Source organism: Aeromonas sp. R2-2, assembly GCF_040908355.1.
GTDB classification, from domain to species: Bacteria; Pseudomonadota; Gammaproteobacteria; order Enterobacterales; family Aeromonadaceae; genus Aeromonas; species Aeromonas veronii.
The window spans coordinates 196,000-218,505 of sequence record NZ_JBFODQ010000059.1 but is presented as its reverse complement, the minus strand read 5'-3'; the positions used below and the strand labels follow the sequence as shown (position 1 = coordinate 218,505).

Below are 22,506 nucleotides of genomic sequence, written 5' to 3'. Positions count from 1 at the left end.
AGAGGTCTGGCGAGCCAGCTCGCCTGAGAAAAGGGGTGACCCTGTTGGCGGGTCGCATCAGAAAAGAGGTGTCCGGATCAGGCCACTTCGTAGTAGAGCACGGGTTGCTCCTGCTCCATCTTGTCGAGTTCGGTGGCGATAATCTCCATGGTCATGCGCACGCATTTGCCACATTGGGCGCCCACCTCGAGCGACTGCTTGAGCTGGCGGAATTCGCTTTTACCTGACTGCACCGCTTTGCGGATCTGGGTATCTGTGATGCCGCGGCACAAACAGACGTACATGATGGTCACCTCTTGTGGAATGAGATGAAATCTAAATGAGAATGGTTCGTAGTGCAAATAACCATTGGTAATAAGATCCCCTGCTTGCCACTGTGCAACCCCTTGGGGACAATGCTGGCAACCAGAGGAGATCACCATGCTCAAGAAACTGTTCAGCGCCCTGTTCGGGGGCGAGCCGACCAAGGCGCCGGAAGTCACTCCCACCGAATATGCTGGCTATCTCATCTATCCGGAGCCCATGGCGGAAGGGGGGCAGTACCGACTGGCAGGGCGCATCACCAAGGAGTTGGACGGCGTGCTGCAAACCCACCGTTTCATCCGCTCCGATCTGTTTGCCAATCCGGCCGATGCCGAGCGTTTCATGGTGCAGAAGGCCCACACCTTTATCGATCAGATGGGAGATCGCATGTTCGAGCCCCGCAAACCGGCGGACAGCCAAGCTTCATGACACTGCAAGAGGTCACCCTGCTACGCGAGGCGCTGGCCCGCGCCGGTGAGCGGCGTCTTATCTGGCTGGAGGGGGAGGAGGCCGACTGCATTGCCCGCGCCCAATCCCTGCTCGGCGAGACTGTCTTCTGGCTGGGCGCCGGGCCCGAGTGCTATGCCCCGCAACCCGCCGCCAAGGCGCTGCAGCGGCTCGGTCAGGAGTGCGACACGCTGGTGTTCAATGCCTTTAGCGGCTTTCATCCCGATGCCTTCGGGGCGCTGGCGGGTACTCTGTGCGCCGGTGGCTTGCTGTTGCTGCTGACGCCGCCCAGAGAGAGCTGGCCCGCATGGCCGGATCCTGACCGGATCCGGCTGGTGGCCCAGCCGGAAGAGGCGAGCCGGGCCGGTCACGGTTTTATCGCCCGGCTGGTGCGGTTGCTGGTAGGTGATCCTGCCCTCTCTCTGGTGCCGCCGCTTTGCTCGCAGCCGTGGCAACCGATTGGGCTGGAGCGCATGCTGAGCTGCGATCAGACACGGGCACTGCCCACCATCCACAAGGTGTTGCACGGTCATCGCCGTCGGCCGCTGGTGCTGAGCGCTGACCGCGGTCGTGGCAAGAGTGCCTTGCTGGGACTGGCCGCCGCCGAGCTGCTGCGCCAGCAACCCTCGCTGAACATAGTGGTGACGGCCCCCTCGCAGGCGACGGTGGCGACCCTGTTTGCCCACGCCGCCCGCGGGCTTGATACCACGCCAGAACAACTGACCGGGCTGAGCTACTGTTCGCCAGATCGGCTGGTGCACGATGCGATGAATCCCGATCTGCTGCTGGTGGATGAAGCGGCCGCCATTCCGACCCCGCTGCTCGAGGCCATGCTGGCCCGCCACAGCCGGATTGTGTTTGCCACCACCGAGCACGGTTACGAGGGGACGGGGCGTGGTTTTCACCTGCGCTTCAAGCGGGTGCTCGATAGTCAGACCCCGGAGTGGCAGGAGATCCACCTCTCTGAGCCCATTCGCTGGAGTGAGCGCGATCCGCTGGAGCCGCTGATTTTCCGCCTGCTCGGCCTCAATGCCGAAGTGGCAACTCCCTTGCCGCCGACCAGCCCGAGCTGGCGTCTGGTCAGTCAGGAGACGCTGGCCAGCGACGAGGCGTTGCTCAACCAGCTGTTCGGCCTGCTGGTGCTGGCTCACTACCAGACCACGCCGAGCGATCTCAGATCCCTGCTGGAGAGCCCGGATCTCGACATCCATCTGCTGGAGCAGGATGCGAGCCTGCTGGGAGTGGCGCTGGTGGCGAGGGAAGGGGGGATAGAGCCCGAGCTGGCCGAGGCGATCTGGGCTGGTCGCCGCCGTCCGCGCGGCCATCTGCTGCCCCAGTCGCTGCTGGCTCATGCCGGTTTCAAAACGGCGGGGGGGCGCAGCTACGCCCGGGTGATGCGTATCGCCATCCACCCCGAGCTGCACCGGCACGGACTGGGTTCGCTGCTGCTTGTCAGGCTTGAAGAACATTATCGTCAGGCGGGGATCGATTACCTCGGTTCTGCCTTTTCGGCCAGCGCCGACCTGCTCCCCTTCTGGCGCAAGGCAGGACTGACGGTGCTGCGCATTGGTCTGCAACGGGATGCCACCAGCGGCTGCCACGCAGCCCTGCTGCTAAAGGCGCTGAAACCCGAGCATGATCCCGAGCTGGATCAGTGGCAGCAGCGTTTCATTCGCCAGTTGCCGACCCTGCTGGCTGGTGAGTTGAGCGAGCTGGATCCCGAGCTGGTATGGCAATGTCTGCAAGGCAGTACCGCTACCGCAGCGGAGCTTGGCGAGTTCGAGCGCGACGAGATTGAATGCTTTGCCCTGCATCACAAGCCGTTCGAACTGAGCCAGTCGAGCTTGCAGTTATGGCTGGCACGCCATCTGGCTGTGCTGGCTTCACTGACTCCTGACGAGCGTTATCTGCTGATCGCAGCCATCTGGCAATATGCCGACTGGGGAAGACTGGCTGTGAGGTTGCAACTGGCGGGCAAGCCCGCCGTGATCAAGAGGTTGCGGGCGCTGCTGGCGCGTCTCTTGAGTTCCTCTACCACTCGATAGGTTTACCCTGCCAGTCGAGAAAGCTCAGCTCGCCATCCGGTGGCAGCCGGTTCATCAGGTTAATCAGATGGTCGGCTACCAGCTCGGGACTCTGCACATTTCCTAGCGGTACATTGGCGTGAAACGGGCGGGAGAGTGGGGTATCCACTGTGCCGGGATGGAAGGCCAGCAATTTGATGCCTGGGGCCCGCCGGGCCAGCTCGATGGCGGCACACCTGAGCAGCATGTTGAGGGCGGCCTTGGATGCACGATAGCCATACCAGCCGCCCGCTCGGTTGTCGCCAATGCTGCCGACACGAGCGCTGAGAACGGCCAGAGTGCAAGGCTCGCGGCCAAACAGCGGTAACAACTGGCTGATCCAGCGCACCGGCAGCAAGGCACTGGTCTGGTAGAGGCGGGTCATGGCATCGAGATTGATTGCTTCGAGCCGCTTCTCTGGCTGGATCTCCCCCTGATGCAGGATGCCGTTACAGATCACCACCCGATGCGGTCTTGGTGCTAACTCAGCTATGCGGGCCACCACTTCTGTCATTTGCTCATCGCTGTAATCACAACATAGCCAGTGCAGGGCTGGCGAAGAGGCTCCTGCTGGTGCGGGCTGACGACTGATGGCAATCACTGGCCCAACACCCGCCGCCAACCAGTGTGTCACCAGAGCCGCCCCGATCCCGCCAGAAGCGCCAATCACGACGATACCTTCACTCATCTCAGGCTCCTTGTGAGTACATGATGGATTTCTCCATCTGCCAATGTTGTCCTGATTGGCAGATACGATCGTGCCAGCCTGCGGGATCAAGCGGTTAAGGCTGCAATCTTGCCGAGATCCGAGCCGTTGGGTGAATTCCATTCCTATACTGAAGGAAAACCGCAGCGGTCTGCTGCCCGCGCAACCAGAATGAGAGTCACCATGATGTCCAAAGATGGGGAAGAGCGTAAATCTATCCTGACCGAAAGTGGCACCAACGAGCTTGAGATCATCGAGTTTCACCTCAAGAAGCAGCTACCGGACGGTCGTGAAAAAACCGCTTATTACGGGATCAACGTCGCCAAGGTACGCGAGGTGATCCGGGTGCCGGAGACAACCGATTACCCCAATGCCCAGCGTCATATGGTGGGGGTATTCTCCCTGCGGGATCGCCTTATCCCGCTGGTAGATCTGGCGGGCTGGCTCGGCATCAAGACCAACCCTGACCCCAGCCACAAGGTGGTGATCGTCACCGACTTCAACAAGATGGCCAACGGCTTCCTGATCGATAGCGTCAGCAGGATCCATCGGGTCTCCTGGGAGGATGTGGAGTCCCCCAGCCAGTTTCTGGAAGCGGGGGAGAACGACTGCGTGGTGGCCGTGGTCAGGCGCGATGGCAACCTCATCATGATCCTCGATTTCGAGAAGATCATCGCCGATATCAACCCCGAGCTCAGCATGGAGAAGTACGACGTCACTCAGGACCGCAAGGTGCTCATCGACGATCGCATGATGGCACTGCGTCAGGGCAAGACCATTCTGGTGGTGGATGACTCGGCCTTTATCCGCAAGATGATCGAAACCACCCTGCGCACCGCTGGCTACAACGTGATCACGGCCAAGGATGGGGGAGAGGGGCTGGAGATGATGACGGATTTCGATCGTCTGGCCCAGGAGGAGAGGATGCCGGTGACCGGCTTTGTCAACGCGGTGATCACCGATGTGGAGATGCCGCGCATGGATGGCATGCACCTGCTCAAGCGACTGCGGGATACCCCCTCTTACAAGGAGATGCCCATCGTGATGTTCTCCTCCCTGATGAGCGATGACAACCGTCAGAAAGCGCTGCAACTGGGGGCCAACGATACCATCACCAAGCCCGAGATAGGGCGCATGGTGGGGATGATGGATCACATGCTGCTGGGAATAGCCCCGCCTTCGCCCGCCAACAACATCTGACCTGCCATTAACTTGCCATTGGCCGGTCGGATCCACTGACCGGTTGCCTCAAGCGGCCACTCCTTGCCAAGGAGTGGCCGCGCTGTTTTGGCTGTTTGCTGCGATCCCGACGCCCCTTGTCTCCCGGATATGATTCATGTAATGATAATTATTATCATTTGTTGGTGTGAAGCATATGACAGCAACCTGGGTGAAGGGGTGGGTCGAGTCGACCGAAGGTGGCAGCAGCATGAGTCACTGGAAACAGCAGACCCGAGAGGGTAATCGGCTGTTTGATTGCGGCGAGTATCATCAGGCGCTGGCCCATTATCAGCAGGCGCTCTGGCTGGCTCGTCAGCAGTTGGTGCAGTGGCATGACGCCGATGAGGCGGTGGCGGCGCTGGTCGTGGCTCACCACAATCTGGCGGATCTGCTGGTGGCCATGACCCTGCCCGATCGCGCCGCCGACCTGCTCTGCTATGTGCACGACTGCATGCTGGCGACCTGTCACTCCCCCGCATGCTCCTCTCGCCTGCGAGAGGCTGCTTTGCGCCATACCCGCACAACCCGTGCCGAGTTGCTGACGTTCGTACAGCGCCACGGTAGCCACGCCGGGATCATGCGTTCGCTCGGTCACTGCCTGTGTCAGAGCGAGCCCTCATCCCGGCTCCATTAATCCGAACAGAGGTCATCATGAGCCATACCCTGCCAGCCCTGAACTATGCCTACGACGCACTGGAACCCCATATCGATGCAATGACCATGGAGATCCACCACAGCCGTCATCACCAGACCTATATCAACAACCTCAACGCAGCGCTGGAAGGATCGCCCGAGCTGGCCGTACTGCCGGTAGAGGAGCTGCTGCGCCGCTTCGACACCCTGCCAACCGCCCTGCAGGGGGCGGTACGCAACCATGGTGGCGGCCATGCCAATCACTCCCTGTTCTGGCTGGTGATGAGCCCGCAGGGGGGCGGTGAGCCGGGCGGTGAGCTGGCTCTTGCCATCGAGCGGGAATTGGGGGGATTCGATGCCTTCAAGCAGGCCTTCACTCAGGCGGCCCTGAGCCGCTTTGGTAGCGGCTGGGCCTGGCTGGTGGTGGACAAGGCGGGCAGATTGCAGGTGGAGAGCTGTGCCAATCAGGATAGCCCCCTGATGCATGGCCATACCCCGATCCTGGGGCTGGATGTGTGGGAGCACGCCTACTATCTCAAGTACCAGAACAAGCGTCCTGACTATATCGCAGCCTTCTATCAGGTGGTGGATTGGGCCGAAGTGGCGCGCCGCTATCAAGCGGCGAGAGGCTGACTTGGCCACTTGGAATGGGTGTACAGGCTCACTGCCACAACCTGCGCTGTAATAACAAGACCCGCCAGTTGGCGGGTCGTCTGTTTATGGTGTGGCAGTGCTGACGCTGGCGGCTGAAGGGGTCATCGGTAATGTGGGCAAGGCCGCGCTGGGCATCTCGGCGGCGGTTTCTGCCGCGGATTTGGCGGGAGTGACCGGCTCAGTCGTTGCCGCAGCGGATACAGCAGGGTTGAGTTGTGCTGTCGCGGCCGAGGCAGATGGAGTAGCCGACTCGGTGGCAACCGCGGCAGAGACTGCCGCTGGCTTGGCCTCATCCACCGCCGGTTTGGGCTGTTTGAGGCAGGGTTGCAGGCTGCCGATGGTGCTCAGTGACTGGCAAGGCACAGGCAGACCGATGGGGACCGGTGCCCCGAGGAACTTGGGCCCCTTGTCCAGTACATAGAGGTCGAGCAGCCCCATCAGGCGGGCAAAGACTTCCCGCACCCGGGTGCGGATCCCCTGATAGGCGCTGGGATCCTCGGCATTGAAGCCGACCGCATCGATACCGAAATGGCGAGCGATGAAAATGGCCCGCTCGTTATGAAAGCCTTGGGAGACCACGGTAAAGCGCTCCTGGCCGAACACCTCCTTGGCGCGAACCACAGAGTCGAGGGTGCGGAATCCGGCGAAATCCATATAGATGGCGGAGGCGGGGATGCCCGCCTTGATCAGGGCGCGGCGCATCTGGCGCGGCTCGTTGTACTGCACGGTAGCGTTGTCACCGGAGACGATGATGAAGTCCACCTTGGCATTGTTGTAGAGCTCGGCCGCCGCCTTGATGCGGTATTTGAAGTAGTGGTTGGGGCCGCCACCAGAGAGATATTTGGAGGTACCCAGCACCACCGCAACCCGGTTGTAGGGCACCTTGTCCACCTGATCGTAGGTGTAGTGACGGGCATCCGAGACGATCCACTCGCTGTAGCCCAGCAGCATGGCAATCAGGGCCAGCAGCAAAACGAGGCAGGCGAGGAGGATCTTGGCAAACTTCTTCATGCGCGGTGCGGTCAGGGTCTGAAGTTGGGAGTGGCTATCGGCATTCTATTACAACTCGGCCGCTGGCGTCAGGCTTGATAACGGGCGGGCACCTCATTCGGGCAGAGGTTGTCGCAGCAGAGGCCGGGAGAGCGGGAGGATAAAGCGAGGGGCTGCGGTGGCAGCCCCTCTGGTAGGTGAAGGTTTATCAGTGGGCGGAGTCGTTACCCTTGCAGGCGTCTGACTCCTTGTTGGCTTGCCACCAGGGCAGCAGATCCCGGGCGAGCCACGCCTGATAGGCGTCGCTGTCGTTGGCGATCAGCCGGTCCAGCTCCCCTTCGAAATCGCTCATCGCCTGCTGCCGATCCGGATTGCGCAGCGCCTGTGCCAGCGCCAGCCAGCTGGCGCCGCGACCGGTATCGTTGAGGAAGCGGTGCACGGTATAGGACCAGGAGTAGACCATCTCGCCACCCTGCTCGTAGTCAAGGTGGAGGATAGCCGCCAGTGTCGGGCGCTGGTTGGCGGGGCGGTTTGCCACGTTATCCAGACCCCGGGCAAAGCACTGGCCGTGGGCGATGTACTCTGCAACCCCCTCGGCCCACCAAGTGGTGCGGTTGAGCGGATAGCGGCCGAAGCTGCCGTACTGGTTGAAGCGGCCGTCGAGATAGTGAACGTACTCGTGGCGCAGGTTCCACACCTGGAAGGCAGGGCGTTTCCACTCCGCCTCATAGGCGAAGAAGCGGGCCTGATTGCCGGGGCGAGCCGGATCCCCCTCGATATAGATGCCGCCATTGTCGGTGGAGACGCCAAACAGCGCGCTGCCGTAGCGGCCCCAGTCGGCGGAGGAGTTGAAGATCACCAGTTCCAGCGCTTCGTTGTGATCATCGGCCACCGGTTGCCAGCCAGTCTCCATCTGCTGGTGGAAGCGCTGCTCTTCATCACCCAGCTCGCGGCAGATCCCTTCGGCCTGAGCCTGAGTCAGATCCTGGGCGCGCAGACGCAGGGTGGGTGAGCAAGTGTGCTCGAACGGCAGAATATCTTCCATGCGGATCGGGGTACAAAGCCCGGCGAACTCGCCGCTGACACAGGCTTCGCTGGTGCGATCCGTGTAGGTGAGGTAGTAGCTGGAGAGGGTCAGGGAGACCTCTTCCAGCATGGCGGCCGGATGTTGGCCACCCGGGATCAGCCCCTGCTGGCGCATGATGGCGATGACATCGCGATCCAGCTGTTGGCGGTAGGCGATCGCCTTATCCGGGCTGGTGTGATGGAGGTAGCGCATCATCTGGTAGAGGCGGCTGTGGGCATCGAGGATGTTGTTGAAGATAAACAGATCCCGTGAGCCATCGCGCTGTTTCCAGAGGGCCAGCTCGCTCAGGCCCAGTTGCAGCAGGCTCTGGCGCAATGCCGCTTCCTGTTGCAGCACAGCTGCGCTGAAGTCGGCCTGCTGACCGTAAGAGGCGCTCTGATCGACCAGATTGAGCAGCTCGAACAGGCCATCGGCCCAGGGTTTGTGGCCATTGATCTGTGCCGCATGTTGCACCGCATAGCCGAGCGCCTGGTTAAGCTGGGCCAGCATGGGGGCGGCACTCTGGCGGAAGGCGGCTTGGCCAAGTTGGCCCTGCGCTGCCACGCTCCAGGCTTCCAGCACTGTGCCAGCCTGATCCTGTGGTTCAGCTCCCAGCAGCAATGGGTGGTTGAGCAGATCAATCATCACCCCGGCCAGAGCCCGGGCGGCCTGATCACTCTCTTTGCCAACGCCGCCATGGTAGTTGTGGGCGCGCACATAGTAGAGCAGCTTGTCCATTGCCGGATGGGTCGGCTGGTTGGCCGCCAGCAGAGCACGCATGCCGCGCACCACCGCCATCAGCTTGGCGTCATCGTGGCCGTAATCCGCCTGCCAAGCAGGGCTGTTCTGGCCGCTCACGTCGGCCACCAGTTTGGCGGCATCGCTGTCGAGCAGATCCACATCGGGCTGCTCGGGCTCGGAGCAGAGACGACCATTGGCACGGCGGCACTCCAGCTGCTCCTCCTTGCTGGCCAGCACGATGGGGCGATTGAGCACCCGACTCTCCTGCCACTCTTTGCTCTCTGGCAGGGGTTGCCACTCGCCGCCAGCGACCGGGTATTGGTAGCCGCTATCTTGCAGCGTTACCTGAACCTCGCTGCCAGCGGGGATCACCTGACGGCAGATGCGATAGCGGATGGTGTTGCTCCCCTCCTTGCGCTCCTGCGGCTCATCACACTCCTGCTGAGGCGTGAGCTGATCCAGCTGCCACTGATAGCGGCGCCAGACGTGGATCTCGCTGACCTGAGCGGCAGCCTGACTACCTGCCACCGGTTGCAGACGGAAAAAGATCTGCTCCAACCGGCCATCCCGTTCACTCGGGGTCTCTTCAAGTACCTGCAACTGCTGCCAATCCTGCGGCTGATAGTGCCACTCCGACTCGGCGCAGCGGCCCTGCGCGTTGAGTTCGCAGCGATCCAGCTCCCTTTCGCTCTGACCCAGGATGATGGCTTGCGGCAGCGGCAGACGATCCTGCCGCTGGGCGGTCGGCGTGCCCGCCAGCTGCTCCCAGCGACCCTGCTTGAGGCCATAACCGAAGTCATAACTGCTGGCCGGGATCAGCTTGCCCGCCGGAATCCGATCTTCACAGCGTACGAAGCGGATCTGCCAGCCCGCATCTACCTTGAGCTGCGGCTCGCCACACTGCTGTTCGGCCAGTGCGGCGAGATCGCTGCTCTGCCAGTCGAAGCGACGGTAGACCCTGAGCTGCTGATAGGGGGCGTTACTGCTGCGCGCCTTGAGCTCGTAGGTGATCTCGGTGATGCGCGCAGCCAGTTGCCGGCTCGATTCGCCAGTCAGCTGATACTGTCGCCAGTCATTGGGGGAGTAGTTGGCTTGCGCCGAGGATGTAGCCAAAAGCAGGGGGCCTGCCAGCAGCAGCCACCCGGTACCTGAACGGTTCATTTTTATCCCTTTGTTCTTGTTTGTGTATTGTCTTGCGAGTAATCGCAAGGCAATTTACAGAGACTCAAAGGAATATCAATGATTTTTTAAATGACATATAAATCAATGGTATAGCGTTGATTTATATGCTTGCTGTTTTTGAACTCCTGCTGCCGTAGTGAGGGCTCACATGCGACTTTATTGAAGAAGTTGTTAGTTGTGTAAAGTGCGTGTCAGATCTCATTTAATCAACACGAGACATGCAGCAATTGACCAGGAAAAGCGAGATGTCCCTATGGCTTAAGCCACATTATCTGGGCGGATGATGACTGGTGACTCAATCAGCAAAGCCAGCTATTTGTTCGTGGGGAGGCGGGATGAAAAGATATTGGCCGCCTGGCCTGTATGGGTAGCACAGGCGACCTGATAAGAGTTGCTTTCAACACCACCTGCTCATCTGTTTCGCGCCAATTTCACCGTCACTACAGATGAGTCATCAGAGATAGCTGACAGTCACGATCGCCATGTTGCTGGCATTGGTCACTTTGTAGCTGATAGTGCTGCTAATTGAGCTGATTTGACCGGCTTGCTGCAAGTGAGCCAAAGGCATGGTTTGCTTGTTCATGCCTGAATAGCAGGTCACGCTGCTGTCAGAAAAATCACATGGAGATTCATAGATAGTGCCAGTAAACGTCACTGAGCCATCAGCCGCAGAAGCGGTGGATGGCAACAAGGCGGTACCAAGCAGCAAGGAGGTGCATACAGAGAAAACTGTCTTGCGAACTAAACGGGAGGCGGTGTGTTGAGCTTTCATATCAATGTCCTTTTCGTCACAGGTGTTGTACGAAAAGGGCAACGCAATCAAAGAGTAATGCCATAAATCGGCAATAACATCACTCTTCTCAGATGGCAGCTCCGCTGTCTTAGGTATCAAAACCCTTAGACCGGTGGCTTTGCGTCCCGACCTTTCGATCGGTTTGCCCTTTACTCTATGTCTAGATGATAACACTCCACTTTGAGAAATCAATCGGCTTAAAAATCATGAGAGATGGATCACAGTTAGTCTGCATAATTAATAACGTATATTTATTTTTTTATCTCAAATCTTGCCTGTGAATATTGCGGGCAAACCTCTATATTAGCGCGTCATATCTATGATTAATATGTAATGTAGTAGATGTATATTTATGTGTGGGCTGCCACTAATTTGATTACCTGATTACCTGATTACCTGATTACCTGATTACCTGATTACCTGATTACCTGATTACCTGATTACCTGATTACCTGATTACCTGATTACCTCTTTAGGGGGCGATTCATGAAGTGGTTGATAACTATTGTCAAAAATAGATAGGTTATCTTTGTTGTGTTTTTGTTGGAGTTTTGTGTGCGACTTTAAATTCATAGTCTGACAATATTACAATAGATGTCCTTTATATGAACTTTATTTATTTCATGATCTCGCTTTATGTTTTATTGTTGCATTAACTCATTGTTTTTTATGTGTTTATAAAAAAATTTATACAAATCAAAATGTATTTGATGTGCATCAAACGAGTCGTTAATTTGTTCATCAAGCAAAAGCGGAATGCGGCTTTCTGCACAGACGACAAGGACGTATGTAGTTGTGCAGTTGAGGTGTAGCGGGAACTACCCCTGATGCGGTGTGCTGCTTTTGCTTATTTAAATAAACCTGAAGAGGCACAGTTTATTATTGGCATGACTTCTCATCGGCTTAATGAGAGACGAGCGCCAACAGTTGCTGTGCAGTATATCGCGGCATCACTTAATATCGTGACTCCAGCATGATTGGAGTGATGCAGTACAACACACGTTAATGTAGGTATAAACGAATGAAAGCTAATAAGATTCTGGTTGCTATGGGTGTTGGTTCCATGCTGCTGTGCGGCTCCGCTTTTGCTGCTGGTGGTGCCGGTTCCGGTAAAGTCACTTTTAACGGTGAAATCATCAACGCTCCTTGCTCTGTAGCCCCTGAGTCTGTTGACCAGGTAGTTGAAATGGGCCAGATCAGCACCAAAGAGCTGGCTAACGGTGGTGAGTCCAACTCCAAGCCGTTCAGCATCAAGCTGCTGAACTGTGAAATCTCCGACGCCGAAGATGCTGTCAAGGTGACTTTCAGCGGTGCCAAAGACCCGGTAGATTCCAGCCTGCTGGTGATCGGTGGTGGTCAAGCCGCTGGTGCCGGTATCAAGATGACCGCTCCGGGTGGTGCTCCGATCGTGCTGGGTACTCCGACTTCAGCCTTTACCCTGGTTAATGGTGATAACGAACTGCCGTTCAGCGCCGTGCTGAAAGGCTATGCAAAACAAGACACCAACCCGCTGAAAGCCGGTGCTTTCACTGCAGTGACCAACTTTACTCTCTCCTACGAGTAATAGAGTGCCTTAACGTGTGACAAGGGTTGTGGTGGTGCGAGCCACCACAACTTCACACATTCTGTTTCCTCACATCGAACCCTAATCATGAAAACTTCAATGATGGCGGCCATGGTGCTGCAGCTGGTGATGATGGCGGGATCAGTCCACGCCAACGAACTCACGGATGGACTAGCCGAATCGGGCTGTACGCTGAAGGTGCTGCGCAGCATTCCGCTGCAGGCTCAGCAACCGGGTACGTTGAAAATCAGCGGTTGTCAGGTTGACGGGGCGACGGTGGCATCACTGCCTTTTATTTCCATGTCCGTGCGTGGTGCCATGAGCGATGAGCTGGGCATTCTCAATAACGGCCAATATCACAAGGTATCCGGTGAGCGCTTTATTGTCTCGGATATCGTCAACAGTGATCTGGAATTCAATTTGGGGCTCATCAGCAGTCAGCTGTTTTTTCCGGACAGTACGACGCTGTTAGAACTCAATTATATGTAAGCAAACCAATTGCTTAGTGTAGATACCTCATTACGTGAGACCTTTATGCAATTCCTAGAGTGAAAATATGAGCGTTTCAACATCAGACTCTGTGAGAAAAAAACATTATTCAAAAATGGCTTTTATGCTATGCGTGCCCGGCCTGATGGCGGTGGCAAATCACGCATGGGCAGAAACGGAGTTTAATATTGATGCGCTCGATCTGGATGAGCGGACCAAGATCGACCTCTCCCAGTTTGCCGACGAAGGCTACATCCTGCCCGGCGACTACTACCTCGAGATCGAGGTCAACAAGAACAAGCTGCCCCTGCAGAAAATCCCTTTCTACGAGAGCGATACTGGCAAGGGAAAGGGTGGGGTAGCCTGCCTGCCGCAAGACGTGATCCCCAAGCTGGCGCTGACCGACGAGGCCATCGCCAAGATCGATACCTGGCACGATGGCCAGTGTGCCAACCTGTTGGCGCTGGACGGCGTAGTGATCTCGAACGATATCGGTAACGGCTTGCTGCGCATTGCCATCCCTCAGGCGTGGATGAAGTACAGCGATCCCAACTGGATTCCACCCGAACAATGGGATGAAGGGATCCCGGGGATGATGCTTGATTACAACATCAATGCCCAGGTCAACGAAGGCGATGGTTACTCCAATCGCAACATCAGCAGCTATGGTACGCTGGGGTTCAACTATGGCGCCTGGCGTCTGCGGGGTGACTATCAGGCCAGCTCTTACTGGGGCGACAATGAGCGGACATCGACCGAGTTGAACCGTATCTACGCCTATCGTCCGCTGCCGAACATGGCCGCCAAGCTGACAGTGGGTGAGCAGCAGCTCAACTCCCAGTTAATCGATGGTTTCCGCTATACCGGCGTCAACCTGGCCAATGACGAGCGCATGCTGCCGCCTAGTCTGCAGGGTTATGCGCCGGAAGTGAGCGGTATTGCCAAGACCAACGCCAAGGTCACTATCTCCCAGTCCGGCCGGATCATCTATGAAACCAACGTGCCGGCGGGCCCGTTTCGCATCCAGGGGCTGGACAGCTCGGTGCGCGGCCGCCTTGATGTGCGGGTAGAGGAGCAAGATGGCAGTGTCAATTCGTTCCAGGTAGACACGGCAACCGTTCCCTACCTGACTCGCCCTGGCTATGTCCGATACAACCTGGCGGTTGGTGCACCTTCCGAACAGACGGATTCGGTGCACGATGTGCACGGCCCTGCCTTTGTGACCGGTGATTTCTCTTGGGGGGTGGCGAACTCCTGGTCACTATACGGCGGCAGCCTGATTGCGGGTGAATACAACTCCATGGGATTGGGTATCGGTCGTGATCTCTATACCTTCGGCGCTATTTCCGCCGACCTGACCCAGTCCATCGCCAAGTTGCCGGGCCTGTCGACCAAGATTGGCCAGTCGGTACGGGTGAACTACGCCAAGCAGTTTGATGAATACAACAGCTCGATCACCTTCGCGGGTTATCGCTTCTCCCAACATGACTTCATGACCATGTCGCAGTTCCTCAATAACAAGGATCGGTTGGAGAACAACACTACGACCTCGAGCGATGATTACAATACCTGGGGTGACAAGGAGCTCTACACCATCACCGCCAACAAGACCTTCTGGGCGGAGGATGCAGCCAAGGCGCTGACTGTTTATCTGGACTACACCCACAGAACCTACTGGGATCACGAGGCAGAGGATCGCTACGGCCTCACTATCAACAAGAACGTGAACATCGGCAGCTTCAAGGATGTTTCCGTCTATGTGTCGGCCTACAAGACCAAGACCGAGAACTACGAGGATGACAAGAGCGTCATGTTGACCCTCAGCGTGCCAATAGGGGACAGAAAGAGCGCGGGATACAGCGTACAGTCCTCCAACGGCAAGGTGACTCACCTGGCCACCTATCAGGACTACAGTCGACCGGATGATACCTATCAGTTGGGGGCGGGCGTGCAGAGCAATGGCCACGCCGTGGCGCGGGGTTACTACAACCACAACAGCGACATCGGAGCGGTCAGTCTCAATGCCAACAGCGTGCAGAGCGAATACACCTCGGTTGGTGCCAGCCTGCGTGGCGGTCTGACGGCGACCCAGCACGGTGCAGCCCTGCACCAGGCGACTCGTCGTGGCGGTACCCGTATGATGGTGGATACCGATAATACCTCCGGCGTCTCTTTCAACAATGGCCGCGCCGTGACCAACCGCTTTGGCGTCGCGGTGATCAGCGACATGACCGACTATCGCAAGAGCGACACCCGGGTCGATGTGGATCAGCTGAGCGACGACATCGATGCGATGAACGCCATCAAGCAGGGGACCCTGACCGAGGGCGCAATTGGGTATAATGCCTTCGAAATTGCGGAAGGGTTCAAGCTGCTGGCCAATGTCAGACTACCCGATGGCTCAGTGCCGCCGTTTGGTGCCACCGTCGTCAAGGATTCCGGCCGTGTGCTCTCGGTGGTGGATGAAGATGGCCTGGTCTATCTGACCGGGGTGAAACCGAATGAAGCGTTTGAACTCTCCTGGGGCGGGGCCCGCCAGTGCAAGATAGTGGCGCCGCAACAAGTAACCGATCTGTCGATGAAGACTCTCACTTGCAAGTAATGGGATACCGATGAAAAAGCTGCTCTCTTATATCTGTCTGGCTGCGCTTGGCATGACCTCACTCAACGTCAGTGCCGCCATTGTGCTGGATCGTACTCGTGCCGTTTATCCGGGCGGCGCAAAGTCCATCAGCCTCAACATCAAGAACGAGAACCAGAAGCTGCCCTACTTGGCGCAGGCCTGGATTGAAGATGCCCAAGGCCAGAAGATCTCTTCTCCCTTCGTGGTGCTGCCGCCGGTACAGCGGGTGGATGCCAACCAGAAGTCCATCGTGCGCATCGCCAGTGTGCCGGCCATCGACAGCTTGCCCAAGGATCGTGAGTCCATCTACTACTTCAACCTGCGCGAGATCCCGCCCAAGAGCGAGAAGAGCAACGTGATGCAGATTGCCGTGCAGTCCAAGATCAAGCTGTTCTACCGCCCCGAGGCTATTCTGCCGGAGCGTGGAGCCGTCTGGCAGGATCAGGTGCTGATCACCAAGCAGGGCAAAGCCCTCAAGGTCAACAACCCGACCCCTTACTACATCACCTACGTGGGCCTAGGTCATCCACAGGGCAAGGAGCGGACCACCATCAAGGGTTTCTCCGCCTTTATGGTTGCCCCCAAGTCAGAGCAGACGGTCACCATCCCGGAAGCACTGGGTAATGAATTTGTGATCAGTTACGTCAATGACTACGGCGGATATATGGATATCAAATACCAGTGCACAGGTAATGCCTGTAAAGCCGTGAAGAGCGAGTAAGCCTTATGCTACGTTCCATCTTCTGTTCAAGTCTTATGCTGTTGGCAGGAACGGCATTGGCAAATGGCTATGTGACGCCTAACCCAACTCATGATTACTATATATCGTTGGACAAGGCTGACATTCAAAACAGACCTGGTTTTACTACCAAGGCATTTGAGTGGAATTTGGGAGGGCAATACTCAGGTATCGTTACCTGCCCAGATAGAAGCATTCCACAATCTCCAGTGTACTATAAAGCAACAATGACAGATGGCTTGCCTCAAGCTGGTGATGGTTTTGTAAAACTGAATGACTTTTTGGATATGAAAGTCGAAATTTGGATAGCCGGTTGGAAGAAAAAATTTGTTACAGCCCCATTCCCGAATGAAAGTAACGATTACCCAAATTACTCTTGTACTAAAGGGAAAGAGACAAGAATAAATAATTTCGAAAGCGGTAGCCGTGGAAAGGTAACTTTTCGCGTGAGAAAACAAATAATTAATGGTGTGCAAATATCAGATCGTCAAGTTGTAGAGATGTATGGTCGTCTAGGGGCTACAACGACAGACTTTAATAGTTTGCCAATGTCTAGGATTACGATTACATCTGCAATTTTATATGTACCAGAAGAGTGCGTGATCAATGGTGGGCAGACTATTGAAGTAGAGTTTGGTGATTTGCCGGGATCGGGATTGGATGGAAATAACTTTGAAAAGACGGTTCCTCTGACATTTCAATGCCGTGGTGGTGTTTTCGAAGGGGATGCTTTGAAGATCAATCTTGGTATTTCTGGAAAACCAACCTCTTTCAGTCAAGACTATCTGCGGACAACTCGGGATGGCTATCAAGGTGGAAATGTTATTTCCGATTTAGGGATAAAATTCAAACAGCTGGATGGTTCTCAGCTGAAATTGAATACCTTCTATCCGGTTTCCATGCAGGGAAATATCGGTGATTGGGGCTTTATCGCTGCACCGGTAACCCCGACAGGTGCAGATATTCCGGCGGGCGATTTCTATGCGACAGCCACCATCGTTGCCGAGTTCCAATGAGGAGATGTTTTATGCTACGGACATTGTGGATAGGCTTGGTGCTGTACCCGTTGTTGGGGGTAACGGCAGCCCCCCGTGCCAGCAATGATCTGGAATTGCTTGGCAATACGGTCCATCTCCATGGCAGGATCATCGATCAGCCCTGTGTGGTTTCTCCTGAATCCCTTGATCAGGAGGTCGAGATGGGGGTAGTTGATGTGAAGGAACTCTATGCCAACGGAGTCGCGGAGCTAGTGCCGTTCTCCATTCGTCTGACCAATTGCAAGCCGGGTATTTTCCGCATGGCCAAGGTGACCTTTACTGGCTCGCAGGATACCGAACTAAGCGGCGGATTGGCATTCACGGCTGGGATTGCCAAGGGGGCAGGCATCCGCCTGTATGACGTGGCCCAATCACCTCTGAATTTGGGTAGTGCCTCCCGCGGCTATCTGCTAGGTGGTGCGGCAGATAATGATCTGCAATTTTTTGCCAGGGTTGAAGGACATCCGGCGGCATTGACCGCCAAGAACATCCAGCCTGGCGACTATTCTGCCGTCGCCAATTTCATTGTTGCTTATGAGTAAACTCAGAAGTCGTTGCGCTGGATGACTTTTGTATTGCCATGGCTAGGCCAGGTGATGACGCCACCTAGATAACTGGAAAGGTAAATACCTCCGGGCAATTGAATGAACTTGGCTTTTTGTTTGGGGGGCGTTAGCGCCGCGACCAGAGTGGCGACCAGAGCGTTATTGGTCAGCGCCTGCTGGTCAATGAAATTGACAATGGTATTTTTTATCTCAACCGAAATATCGCCATTATCCCGCTCCAGATCCCCAACAGAATCCAGATTGAACAGCGTCTTTCCCTGATTGTCAGTGGCTATCACGGTGGCCACTACTATTTCTCTGTTCATGGTCACAATATATTTACTCTTTCTGGTCATTTCTACCCAGTTGTCTGGTGCCTGACAATCTCTGTGATATCTGACTGTGGTTTCTTGATTATTGTAATAGTTGTTGTAAACATTATTTTCCTGCTGGTTCATGGTTGTGATAACGCATTGAACTTCTTCGGCCACAGGGTGACCGCTACGCAACAGGAAGATATTTTCGGATAATTTCCTGCTGCTATTGTTGATGGAAAAATAGCTGATGGCTTCTTTTCCAACCAGAATTGAAATCTGCTCATCAGCTTTACGTGAAACAGGTTTTATCAAGGGCGTCAGTGAATCTATTTTCACATTCAGAGCTTTTTCCGTCTCGCTGGTCATATAGAGAGAAATCTGACCTAAATTGATAGTGCGTAGTGTATTTGCTGTCGCATAGTTATAAATGACGAGGGCTAGTGAAGTCAGCGAGACCAGCAGCAATGCAAACAGCAAAATACGCTTTGGGCTGAAATATCGGTCATATTTGCGGCGAGTATATTGCCGCCTGGCTTGAGGTGCAGGGGAAGGCGTCGACGCTTGAATTTCTTCCGCTGGTGCTGGCTCTTCACTTTCCCCAGCGAGCTCAATCGGAGCACAAAACATATAGCCAACCCGTGGAATGGTATCGATCGCATCCATTAAGCCGAAGGATTCCAGCTTTCTTCTCAACGAGAGTATCTGCCGGTTCAAATTGGTATCGGTATTGTCCTGATTTGGCCACAAGGCATCCTGCAGTTTGCTTCTTGGAATGACAGTGCCTGCCTCATCACACAGCATTTCGAGTAGCTCGGCTTCCTTGTTGCTGAGCTTGATGTCCTTGTCCCCTTTCGAGATTCGGAATATTGCAGCGGAGAAAAAGATATCCTCTGCAATTTTATAAATTCTGTTACTCATGTGTGACTCGTCTTACTGCCAAGGAGAGCATTTTACCACCACGCAGTCTTTGTTCAAATAATGATAAATCGTCAATTTCTTTTATTATCATATGGTTAGCTTTCCTACTAAATGCATGGTGGAGGGTATGGTACTACAGCCAATTAATTTGGTTCAAAAAATGTGCAAAAAAAGGCCGTTTATGTAATCGTTCTCACTTATTCAGACTGAGGAGGAGGATTTTGATACCACCAGCATTTTATTTTGAGCCATATGTGTATTTGGATGGCTCCATGGCGTCATTTTTTGTCGCATGAATAATTATTGCGACCTAATGATATTCTGAAATTGTTTCCGCTGTGGCTTGAGATTACCGCCAAGATCGGGCCAGGGGATCCAGTGGTCGGGCACCATAAAGCCGGGCAGGGCGCTACGGATCCAGGCTGCCAGTTCGGGGTAGGGCACCGGCTCGCCGTGCCAGTCGATAAAGGCGGCGGGGCGTTGCCCCCACTCGTCGCTCGGTACCGGCACCACCAGCGCCTGGGCGACAGCGGGATGATCTACCAGTCGCTGCTCTATGGTTTCGGGCTGGATGTTTTCGCCACCAGAGATAAAGAGGTTATCGAGCCGCCCATCTACCAGCAGTTCCCCTGCCGCAGTGAACCTCCCCTTGTCGCGGGTATGAAACCAGCCTTCGTCATCGAGGGGCAGTTCCAGCTCGCCATCTCGGTAGTAACCGGCAAACAGGGTGGCGCCGCGCACGCAGATCTCCTGCTCCCTGATGCACACTTCCCGTCCCGGTAGCGGTTTGCCAACTACGCCTGTATCGCCGGGGATAGCGGTGCAGACCTGACTGCCCATCTCGGAGAGACCATAACTCACCTTGGGTTCGAGCCCCATGGCGCAGAGGCGGCTCACCAGCGGTTGCGGGATGGCGGCGCCACCGAGCAGCAGCTCGCGCAGGCGGGTACGGGCGGGATCAAAACCCTCTGCCAGCAGGCGCCAGAGCTGGGTCGGCACCAGCGAGAGGTGAGTGATGGGCTGGCACTCCAGCCGCTCCTTGAGGGAGCGTTCACGTTGATCCAGCACCAGCGTGGCGCCCGCCAGAAAGACCCGAAACAGGATGGCGTAGCCGCCCACATGGAACAGCGGCAGGGAGAGTAGCCAGCCGCAGGCCTCATCGAGGGGAATAAGGGTGGCAGAGCCGCGTGCCGAGGCAAGGTGGTTGCAGAGCCGGTGCACCACCGCTTTCGGCGTGCCGCTGGAGCCGGAGGTGAGGATCATGTTGTTGAGTTGGGTCGATTCCAGCGGCCACGCTTCCTCGCTTGCTGGCAGTTCGCGCGTGAAGTCGAGCGGCAAGGGCTGCCAGTTGCCTGCCGGGATCTCCCCTGCCGACCAGAAGGCATCGGCATCGAGTTGCACCGCCAGCTCGCTCTGCTTTTCGAGAGGAAAGGCGGGGTTGAGCGGGCAGAACACCACGCCGCTGCGTACGCAGGCCCACGCCAGCAGCACATCTTCCAGCGCACCGCGCACCACCGCAGCCAGATGTTCGCCACGGCGCACTCCGGCTTGTTTCAGCTGTTGGCACAGGCTGTTGAGGTGGGCATCGAGCTGGCGGTAACTGAGGGGCGAGGCGGCGTGGATGGCAATGCGGTTCGGGGCTGTGATTGCCCGGTGGCGTACCGGGCAAGGTGTCTGTTCGGGTGAACGTGTGGGTTCAATCACGGTAATACAGTTGCTCCAGTCGGCTCAGATCCGGTTTGCCATCTTCCCCCAGCAGGTTGCCCGCCATCCAGCGGCGGGTATCCAGACCCGGCGCCTGTTCGGGAGCCCATTCGCTCGCCAGATGAAAGAGCTGGTTCAGGCCCAGATCCGATTCGAAGCAGGAGGAGATGATCACCTTGAGCCGCAGTTCGCGGGCGCGGGCGATCAGCGCTTCGCAGTTGGCGAGTGAACCGAGCAGGGTAGGCTTGAGCACCAGCGCGCGCAGTTGCGGGATCGGCTCCCACTGCTTGCCTTGTGCCAGCAGTTCGTCCAGCGCTACCGGCATGCCGGTTCGGTTGGCGACAAAGGCGATGTCGGCAAAGTCGGCGCAGGGGTCTTCCAGATACTCGATACGATTCGGGTCGAGGTGGCCGCAGAAGGTCCAGGCCTCCTCGCGAGTCCAGCCCTGGTTGGCATCCAGCACCAGCTTGAGGGAGGGGAGGCGATCGCACAGCAGGCGGATCAGCGCCAGCTCGTCACGCATCGGGTAGCGCGCCACCTTCAGTTTGGCCTTGCCGGGCGTGCGGTGCAGCCACTCTTTCCAGTTGCGCAGCAGCTCCTGGGGGGAGCCTTGAATGAGGGGATAGGGCTCCGGCAGCGGGTTGCGCTGCTCGGGCCATGTCCGGCGCGCGCAGTTGAGGCCAAATTGCACCGACGGCAGCACGGGGTTCGGGGTGTCGCCGGCGGCAAGGGCCGCCAGCGTGGCAAGGGCTTCTGCCTCTGCCTGTTGCAGACTCTCTTTCGAGAAGCCGGGCAGGGGGGCAATTTCCCCCCAGCCGTCGTTGATGCGCACCAACAGCCCCTCTCGCGCCACCTCCACCTTGCCGTGAAAGGTCAGTGGCTGGGTAAAAGGCAGTTGATAGCGATACAGGGCGAGTGTCATCAGGGGTTCCGCTTGTATTTGGAGAAGTCGGGGCGACGCTTTTCGTTGAAGGCGTTGCGGCCTTCCTGACCCTCTTCGGTCATGTAGAACAGCATGGTGGCATTGCCCGCCAGCTCCTGCAAGCCCGCCTGACCATCACAGTCAGCGTTGAGGGCGGCTTTCAGGCAGCGCAGCGCCATCGGGCTGTTTTGCAGCATTTCGCGGCACCAACGCACGGTTTCACGCTCCAGTTCGGCCAGCGGCACGACGGTGTTGACCAGACCCATATCGAGGGCTTGCTGGGCATCGTACATGCGGCAGAGGAACCAGATTTCGCGGGCTTTCTTCTGGCCGACGATGCGGGCCATGTAGGAAGCACCCCAACCGCCGTCGAAGGAGCCCACTTTCGGGCCGGTCTGGCCAAACTGGGCGTTGTCGGCGGCGATGGTCAGGTCACACATCATGTGCAGCACGTGGCCGCCACCGACCGCGTAACCGGCCACCATGGCAACCACCGGTTTCGGGCAGGTGCGGATGTCGCGCTGGAAGTCGAGTACGTTGAGGTGGTGAGTCCCCTCGTCATCACGGTATCCACCGTAGTCGCCACGGATCTTCTGGTCGCCGCCGGCGCAGAAGGCTTTCTCGCCAAAACCGGTCAGGATGATAGTGCCGATTTGATCGTCATAACGGGCATCGGCCAGCGCCTGCAGCATCTCTTTGACGGTGCGGGGGCGGAAGGCGTTGCGCACCTGGGGACGGTTGATGGTGATCTTGGCAATGCCATCGTTGGACTTGTGATAGAGGATGTCCTCGTAACCGGCGGAGCAATCTTGCCATTCAACAGGTGCATACAGTTCAGCTTCCGTCATT

20 protein-coding genes and 1 riboswitch are annotated in these 22,506 nt (G+C 56.8%); of the genes, 11 read left to right on the top strand and 9 right to left on the bottom strand.

Features of this window, described 5'->3' with window-relative positions:
• Nucleotides 1-77: 77 nt before the first annotated feature.
• Nucleotides 78-284, bottom strand: a complete 207-nt coding sequence (locus AB5Z09_RS11995; RefSeq protein ID WP_043826011.1) for a bacterioferritin-associated ferredoxin — start codon at nucleotides 282-284, stop codon at nucleotides 78-80.
• A gap of 136 nt (nucleotides 285-420) precedes the next feature.
• On the opposite strand from AB5Z09_RS11995, the gene AB5Z09_RS11990 reads away from it, so the two are divergent.
• Nucleotides 421-732 carry an HlyU family transcriptional regulator gene (locus AB5Z09_RS11990; RefSeq protein ID WP_005354958.1) on the top strand — a complete coding sequence of 104 codons (312 nt, stop codon included), beginning with the start codon at nucleotides 421-423 and terminating at the stop codon, nucleotides 730-732.
• A complete protein-coding gene (locus tag AB5Z09_RS11985) occupies nucleotides 729-2,795 on the top strand; it encodes a tRNA(Met) cytidine acetyltransferase TmcA (protein ID WP_368195380.1) in 2,067 nt (688 codons plus the stop codon). The genes AB5Z09_RS11990 and AB5Z09_RS11985 overlap by 4 nt, the downstream gene beginning before the upstream one ends.
• On the opposite strand, the gene AB5Z09_RS11980 is transcribed toward AB5Z09_RS11985, so the two are convergent.
• Nucleotides 2,782-3,501, bottom strand: coding sequence for an SDR family NAD(P)-dependent oxidoreductase (locus AB5Z09_RS11980; protein WP_368195379.1), 720 nt, complete (start codon nucleotides 3,499-3,501; stop codon nucleotides 2,782-2,784). The genes AB5Z09_RS11985 and AB5Z09_RS11980 overlap by 14 nt on opposite strands.
• 201 nt (nucleotides 3,502-3,702) lie before the next feature.
• Between AB5Z09_RS11980 and AB5Z09_RS11975 the strand changes: the two genes are divergently transcribed.
• The 3 genes from AB5Z09_RS11975 to AB5Z09_RS11965 all read left to right on the top strand — a co-directional run bounded on the left by AB5Z09_RS11975 (nucleotide 3,703) and on the right by AB5Z09_RS11965 (nucleotide 6,006).
• Complete coding sequence (locus AB5Z09_RS11975; protein WP_005335957.1) at nucleotides 3,703-4,719, top strand: chemotaxis protein; 1,017 nt, start codon at nucleotides 3,703-3,705, stop codon at nucleotides 4,717-4,719.
• 175 nt (nucleotides 4,720-4,894) lie between these two features.
• Nucleotides 4,895-5,374 carry a hypothetical protein gene (locus AB5Z09_RS11970; protein WP_368195378.1) on the top strand — a complete coding sequence of 160 codons (480 nt, stop codon included), beginning with the start codon at nucleotides 4,895-4,897 and terminating at the stop codon, nucleotides 5,372-5,374.
• A 17-nt stretch (nucleotides 5,375-5,391) separates the two neighbouring features.
• Nucleotides 5,392-6,006, top strand: coding sequence for a superoxide dismutase (locus AB5Z09_RS11965; protein ID WP_368195377.1), 615 nt, complete (start codon nucleotides 5,392-5,394; stop codon nucleotides 6,004-6,006).
• Between the two features lie 84 nt (nucleotides 6,007-6,090).
• Here AB5Z09_RS11965 and AB5Z09_RS11960 read toward each other — a convergent pair whose 3' ends face one another.
• The 3 genes from AB5Z09_RS11960 to AB5Z09_RS11950 all read right to left on the bottom strand — a co-directional run bounded on the left by AB5Z09_RS11960 (nucleotide 6,091) and on the right by AB5Z09_RS11950 (nucleotide 10,778).
• Nucleotides 6,091-7,038: a vancomycin high temperature exclusion protein gene (locus AB5Z09_RS11960; protein ID WP_139747954.1), complete on the bottom strand. Its 948-nt coding sequence runs from the start codon at nucleotides 7,036-7,038 to the stop codon at nucleotides 6,091-6,093.
• Nucleotides 7,039-7,225: 187 nt separating this feature from the next.
• Nucleotides 7,226-9,985, bottom strand: a complete 2,760-nt coding sequence (locus AB5Z09_RS11955; protein ID WP_368195376.1) for a collagenase — start codon at nucleotides 9,983-9,985, stop codon at nucleotides 7,226-7,228.
• 475 nt (nucleotides 9,986-10,460) lie between these two features.
• Nucleotides 10,461-10,778: a hypothetical protein gene (locus tag AB5Z09_RS11950; protein WP_005354947.1), complete on the bottom strand. Its 318-nt coding sequence runs from the start codon at nucleotides 10,776-10,778 to the stop codon at nucleotides 10,461-10,463.
• 91 nt (nucleotides 10,779-10,869) lie between these two features.
• A riboswitch (cyclic di-GMP riboswitch) is annotated at nucleotides 10,870-10,956 on the bottom strand.
• Nucleotides 10,957-11,820: 864 nt separating this feature from the next.
• On the opposite strand from AB5Z09_RS11950, the gene AB5Z09_RS11945 reads away from it, so the two are divergent.
• The 6 genes from AB5Z09_RS11945 to AB5Z09_RS11920 all read left to right on the top strand — a co-directional run bounded on the left by AB5Z09_RS11945 (nucleotide 11,821) and on the right by AB5Z09_RS11920 (nucleotide 17,793).
• Nucleotides 11,821-12,363, top strand: a complete 543-nt coding sequence (locus tag AB5Z09_RS11945; protein ID WP_149152124.1) for a fimbrial protein — start codon at nucleotides 11,821-11,823, stop codon at nucleotides 12,361-12,363.
• Nucleotides 12,364-12,462: 99 nt separating this feature from the next.
• The gene (locus AB5Z09_RS11940) at nucleotides 12,463-12,852 is read left to right on the top strand and encodes a hypothetical protein (protein ID WP_019445468.1); all 390 of its coding nucleotides are present in this window, start codon (nucleotides 12,463-12,465) and stop codon (nucleotides 12,850-12,852) included.
• 67 nt (nucleotides 12,853-12,919) lie between these two features.
• Nucleotides 12,920-15,454 carry a fimbria/pilus outer membrane usher protein gene (locus AB5Z09_RS11935; protein ID WP_368195375.1) on the top strand — a complete coding sequence of 845 codons (2,535 nt, stop codon included), beginning with the start codon at nucleotides 12,920-12,922 and terminating at the stop codon, nucleotides 15,452-15,454.
• A 10-nt stretch (nucleotides 15,455-15,464) separates the two neighbouring features.
• Nucleotides 15,465-16,196 (top strand): molecular chaperone, encoded by a 732-nt coding sequence (locus AB5Z09_RS11930; protein WP_019445470.1) that lies wholly within the window; start codon nucleotides 15,465-15,467, stop codon nucleotides 16,194-16,196.
• Between the two features lie 5 nt (nucleotides 16,197-16,201).
• The gene (locus AB5Z09_RS11925; RefSeq protein ID WP_043826022.1) at nucleotides 16,202-17,230 is read left to right on the top strand and encodes a fimbrial protein; all 1,029 of its coding nucleotides are present in this window, start codon (nucleotides 16,202-16,204) and stop codon (nucleotides 17,228-17,230) included.
• 11 nt (nucleotides 17,231-17,241) lie between these two features.
• Nucleotides 17,242-17,793 carry a fimbrial protein gene (locus tag AB5Z09_RS11920; RefSeq protein WP_043826024.1) on the top strand — a complete coding sequence of 184 codons (552 nt, stop codon included), beginning with the start codon at nucleotides 17,242-17,244 and terminating at the stop codon, nucleotides 17,791-17,793.
• A 2-nt stretch (nucleotides 17,794-17,795) separates the two neighbouring features.
• Here the strand turns inward: AB5Z09_RS11920 and AB5Z09_RS11915 are convergent, their stop codons facing one another.
• The 4 genes from AB5Z09_RS11915 to menB all read right to left on the bottom strand — a co-directional run bounded on the left by AB5Z09_RS11915 (nucleotide 17,796) and on the right by menB (nucleotide 22,505).
• The gene (locus AB5Z09_RS11915; protein ID WP_368195374.1) at nucleotides 17,796-19,031 is read right to left on the bottom strand and encodes a transcriptional regulator; all 1,236 of its coding nucleotides are present in this window, start codon (nucleotides 19,029-19,031) and stop codon (nucleotides 17,796-17,798) included.
• 300 nt (nucleotides 19,032-19,331) lie between these two features.
• Nucleotides 19,332-20,735, bottom strand: coding sequence for an o-succinylbenzoate--CoA ligase (menE, locus tag AB5Z09_RS11910; RefSeq protein WP_368195373.1), 1,404 nt, complete (start codon nucleotides 20,733-20,735; stop codon nucleotides 19,332-19,334).
• The gene (gene menC / locus AB5Z09_RS11905; RefSeq protein WP_368195372.1) at nucleotides 20,728-21,657 is read right to left on the bottom strand and encodes an o-succinylbenzoate synthase; all 930 of its coding nucleotides are present in this window, start codon (nucleotides 21,655-21,657) and stop codon (nucleotides 20,728-20,730) included. The genes menE and menC overlap by 8 nt, the downstream gene beginning before the upstream one ends.
• Complete coding sequence (gene menB, locus AB5Z09_RS11900; protein WP_197971580.1) at nucleotides 21,657-22,505, bottom strand: 1,4-dihydroxy-2-naphthoyl-CoA synthase; 849 nt, start codon at nucleotides 22,503-22,505, stop codon at nucleotides 21,657-21,659. Before menB ends, menC begins: the two co-directional genes overlap by 1 nt.
• Nucleotide 22,506 lies beyond the last annotated feature (1 nt).

Bases quoted from the DNA above. Each gene is read 5' to 3' on its own strand.
- AB5Z09_RS11995 (WP_043826011.1), bottom strand. From the start codon at position 284: ATGTACGTCTGTTTGTGCCGCGGCATCACAGATACCCAGATCCGCAAA.
- AB5Z09_RS11990 (WP_005354958.1), top strand. From the start codon at position 421: ATGCTCAAGAAACTGTTCAGCGCCCTGTTCGGGGGCGAGCCGACCAAG.
- AB5Z09_RS11985 (WP_368195380.1), top strand. From the start codon at position 729: ATGACACTGCAAGAGGTCACCCTGCTACGCGAGGCGCTGGCCCGCGCC.
- AB5Z09_RS11980 (WP_368195379.1), bottom strand. From the start codon at position 3,501: ATGAGTGAAGGTATCGTCGTGATTGGCGCTTCTGGCGGGATCGGGGCG.
- AB5Z09_RS11975 (WP_005335957.1), top strand. From the start codon at position 3,703: ATGATGTCCAAAGATGGGGAAGAGCGTAAATCTATCCTGACCGAAAGT.
- AB5Z09_RS11970 (WP_368195378.1), top strand. From the start codon at position 4,895: ATGACAGCAACCTGGGTGAAGGGGTGGGTCGAGTCGACCGAAGGTGGC.
- AB5Z09_RS11965 (WP_368195377.1), top strand. From the start codon at position 5,392: ATGAGCCATACCCTGCCAGCCCTGAACTATGCCTACGACGCACTGGAA.
- AB5Z09_RS11960 (WP_139747954.1), bottom strand. From the start codon at position 7,038: ATGAAGAAGTTTGCCAAGATCCTCCTCGCCTGCCTCGTTTTGCTGCTG.
- AB5Z09_RS11955 (WP_368195376.1), bottom strand. From the start codon at position 9,985: ATGAACCGTTCAGGTACCGGGTGGCTGCTGCTGGCAGGCCCCCTGCTT.
- AB5Z09_RS11950 (WP_005354947.1), bottom strand. From the start codon at position 10,778: ATGAAAGCTCAACACACCGCCTCCCGTTTAGTTCGCAAGACAGTTTTC.
- AB5Z09_RS11945 (WP_149152124.1), top strand. From the start codon at position 11,821: ATGAAAGCTAATAAGATTCTGGTTGCTATGGGTGTTGGTTCCATGCTG.
- AB5Z09_RS11940 (WP_019445468.1), top strand. From the start codon at position 12,463: ATGATGGCGGCCATGGTGCTGCAGCTGGTGATGATGGCGGGATCAGTC.
- AB5Z09_RS11935 (WP_368195375.1), top strand. From the start codon at position 12,920: ATGAGCGTTTCAACATCAGACTCTGTGAGAAAAAAACATTATTCAAAA.
- AB5Z09_RS11930 (WP_019445470.1), top strand. From the start codon at position 15,465: ATGAAAAAGCTGCTCTCTTATATCTGTCTGGCTGCGCTTGGCATGACC.
- AB5Z09_RS11925 (WP_043826022.1), top strand. From the start codon at position 16,202: ATGCTACGTTCCATCTTCTGTTCAAGTCTTATGCTGTTGGCAGGAACG.
- AB5Z09_RS11920 (WP_043826024.1), top strand. From the start codon at position 17,242: ATGCTACGGACATTGTGGATAGGCTTGGTGCTGTACCCGTTGTTGGGG.
- AB5Z09_RS11915 (WP_368195374.1), bottom strand. From the start codon at position 19,031: ATGAGTAACAGAATTTATAAAATTGCAGAGGATATCTTTTTCTCCGCT.
- menC (WP_368195372.1), bottom strand. From the start codon at position 21,657: ATGACACTCGCCCTGTATCGCTATCAACTGCCTTTTACCCAGCCACTG.
- menB (WP_197971580.1), bottom strand. From the start codon at position 22,505: ATGACGGAAGCTGAACTGTATGCACCTGTTGAATGGCAAGATTGCTCC.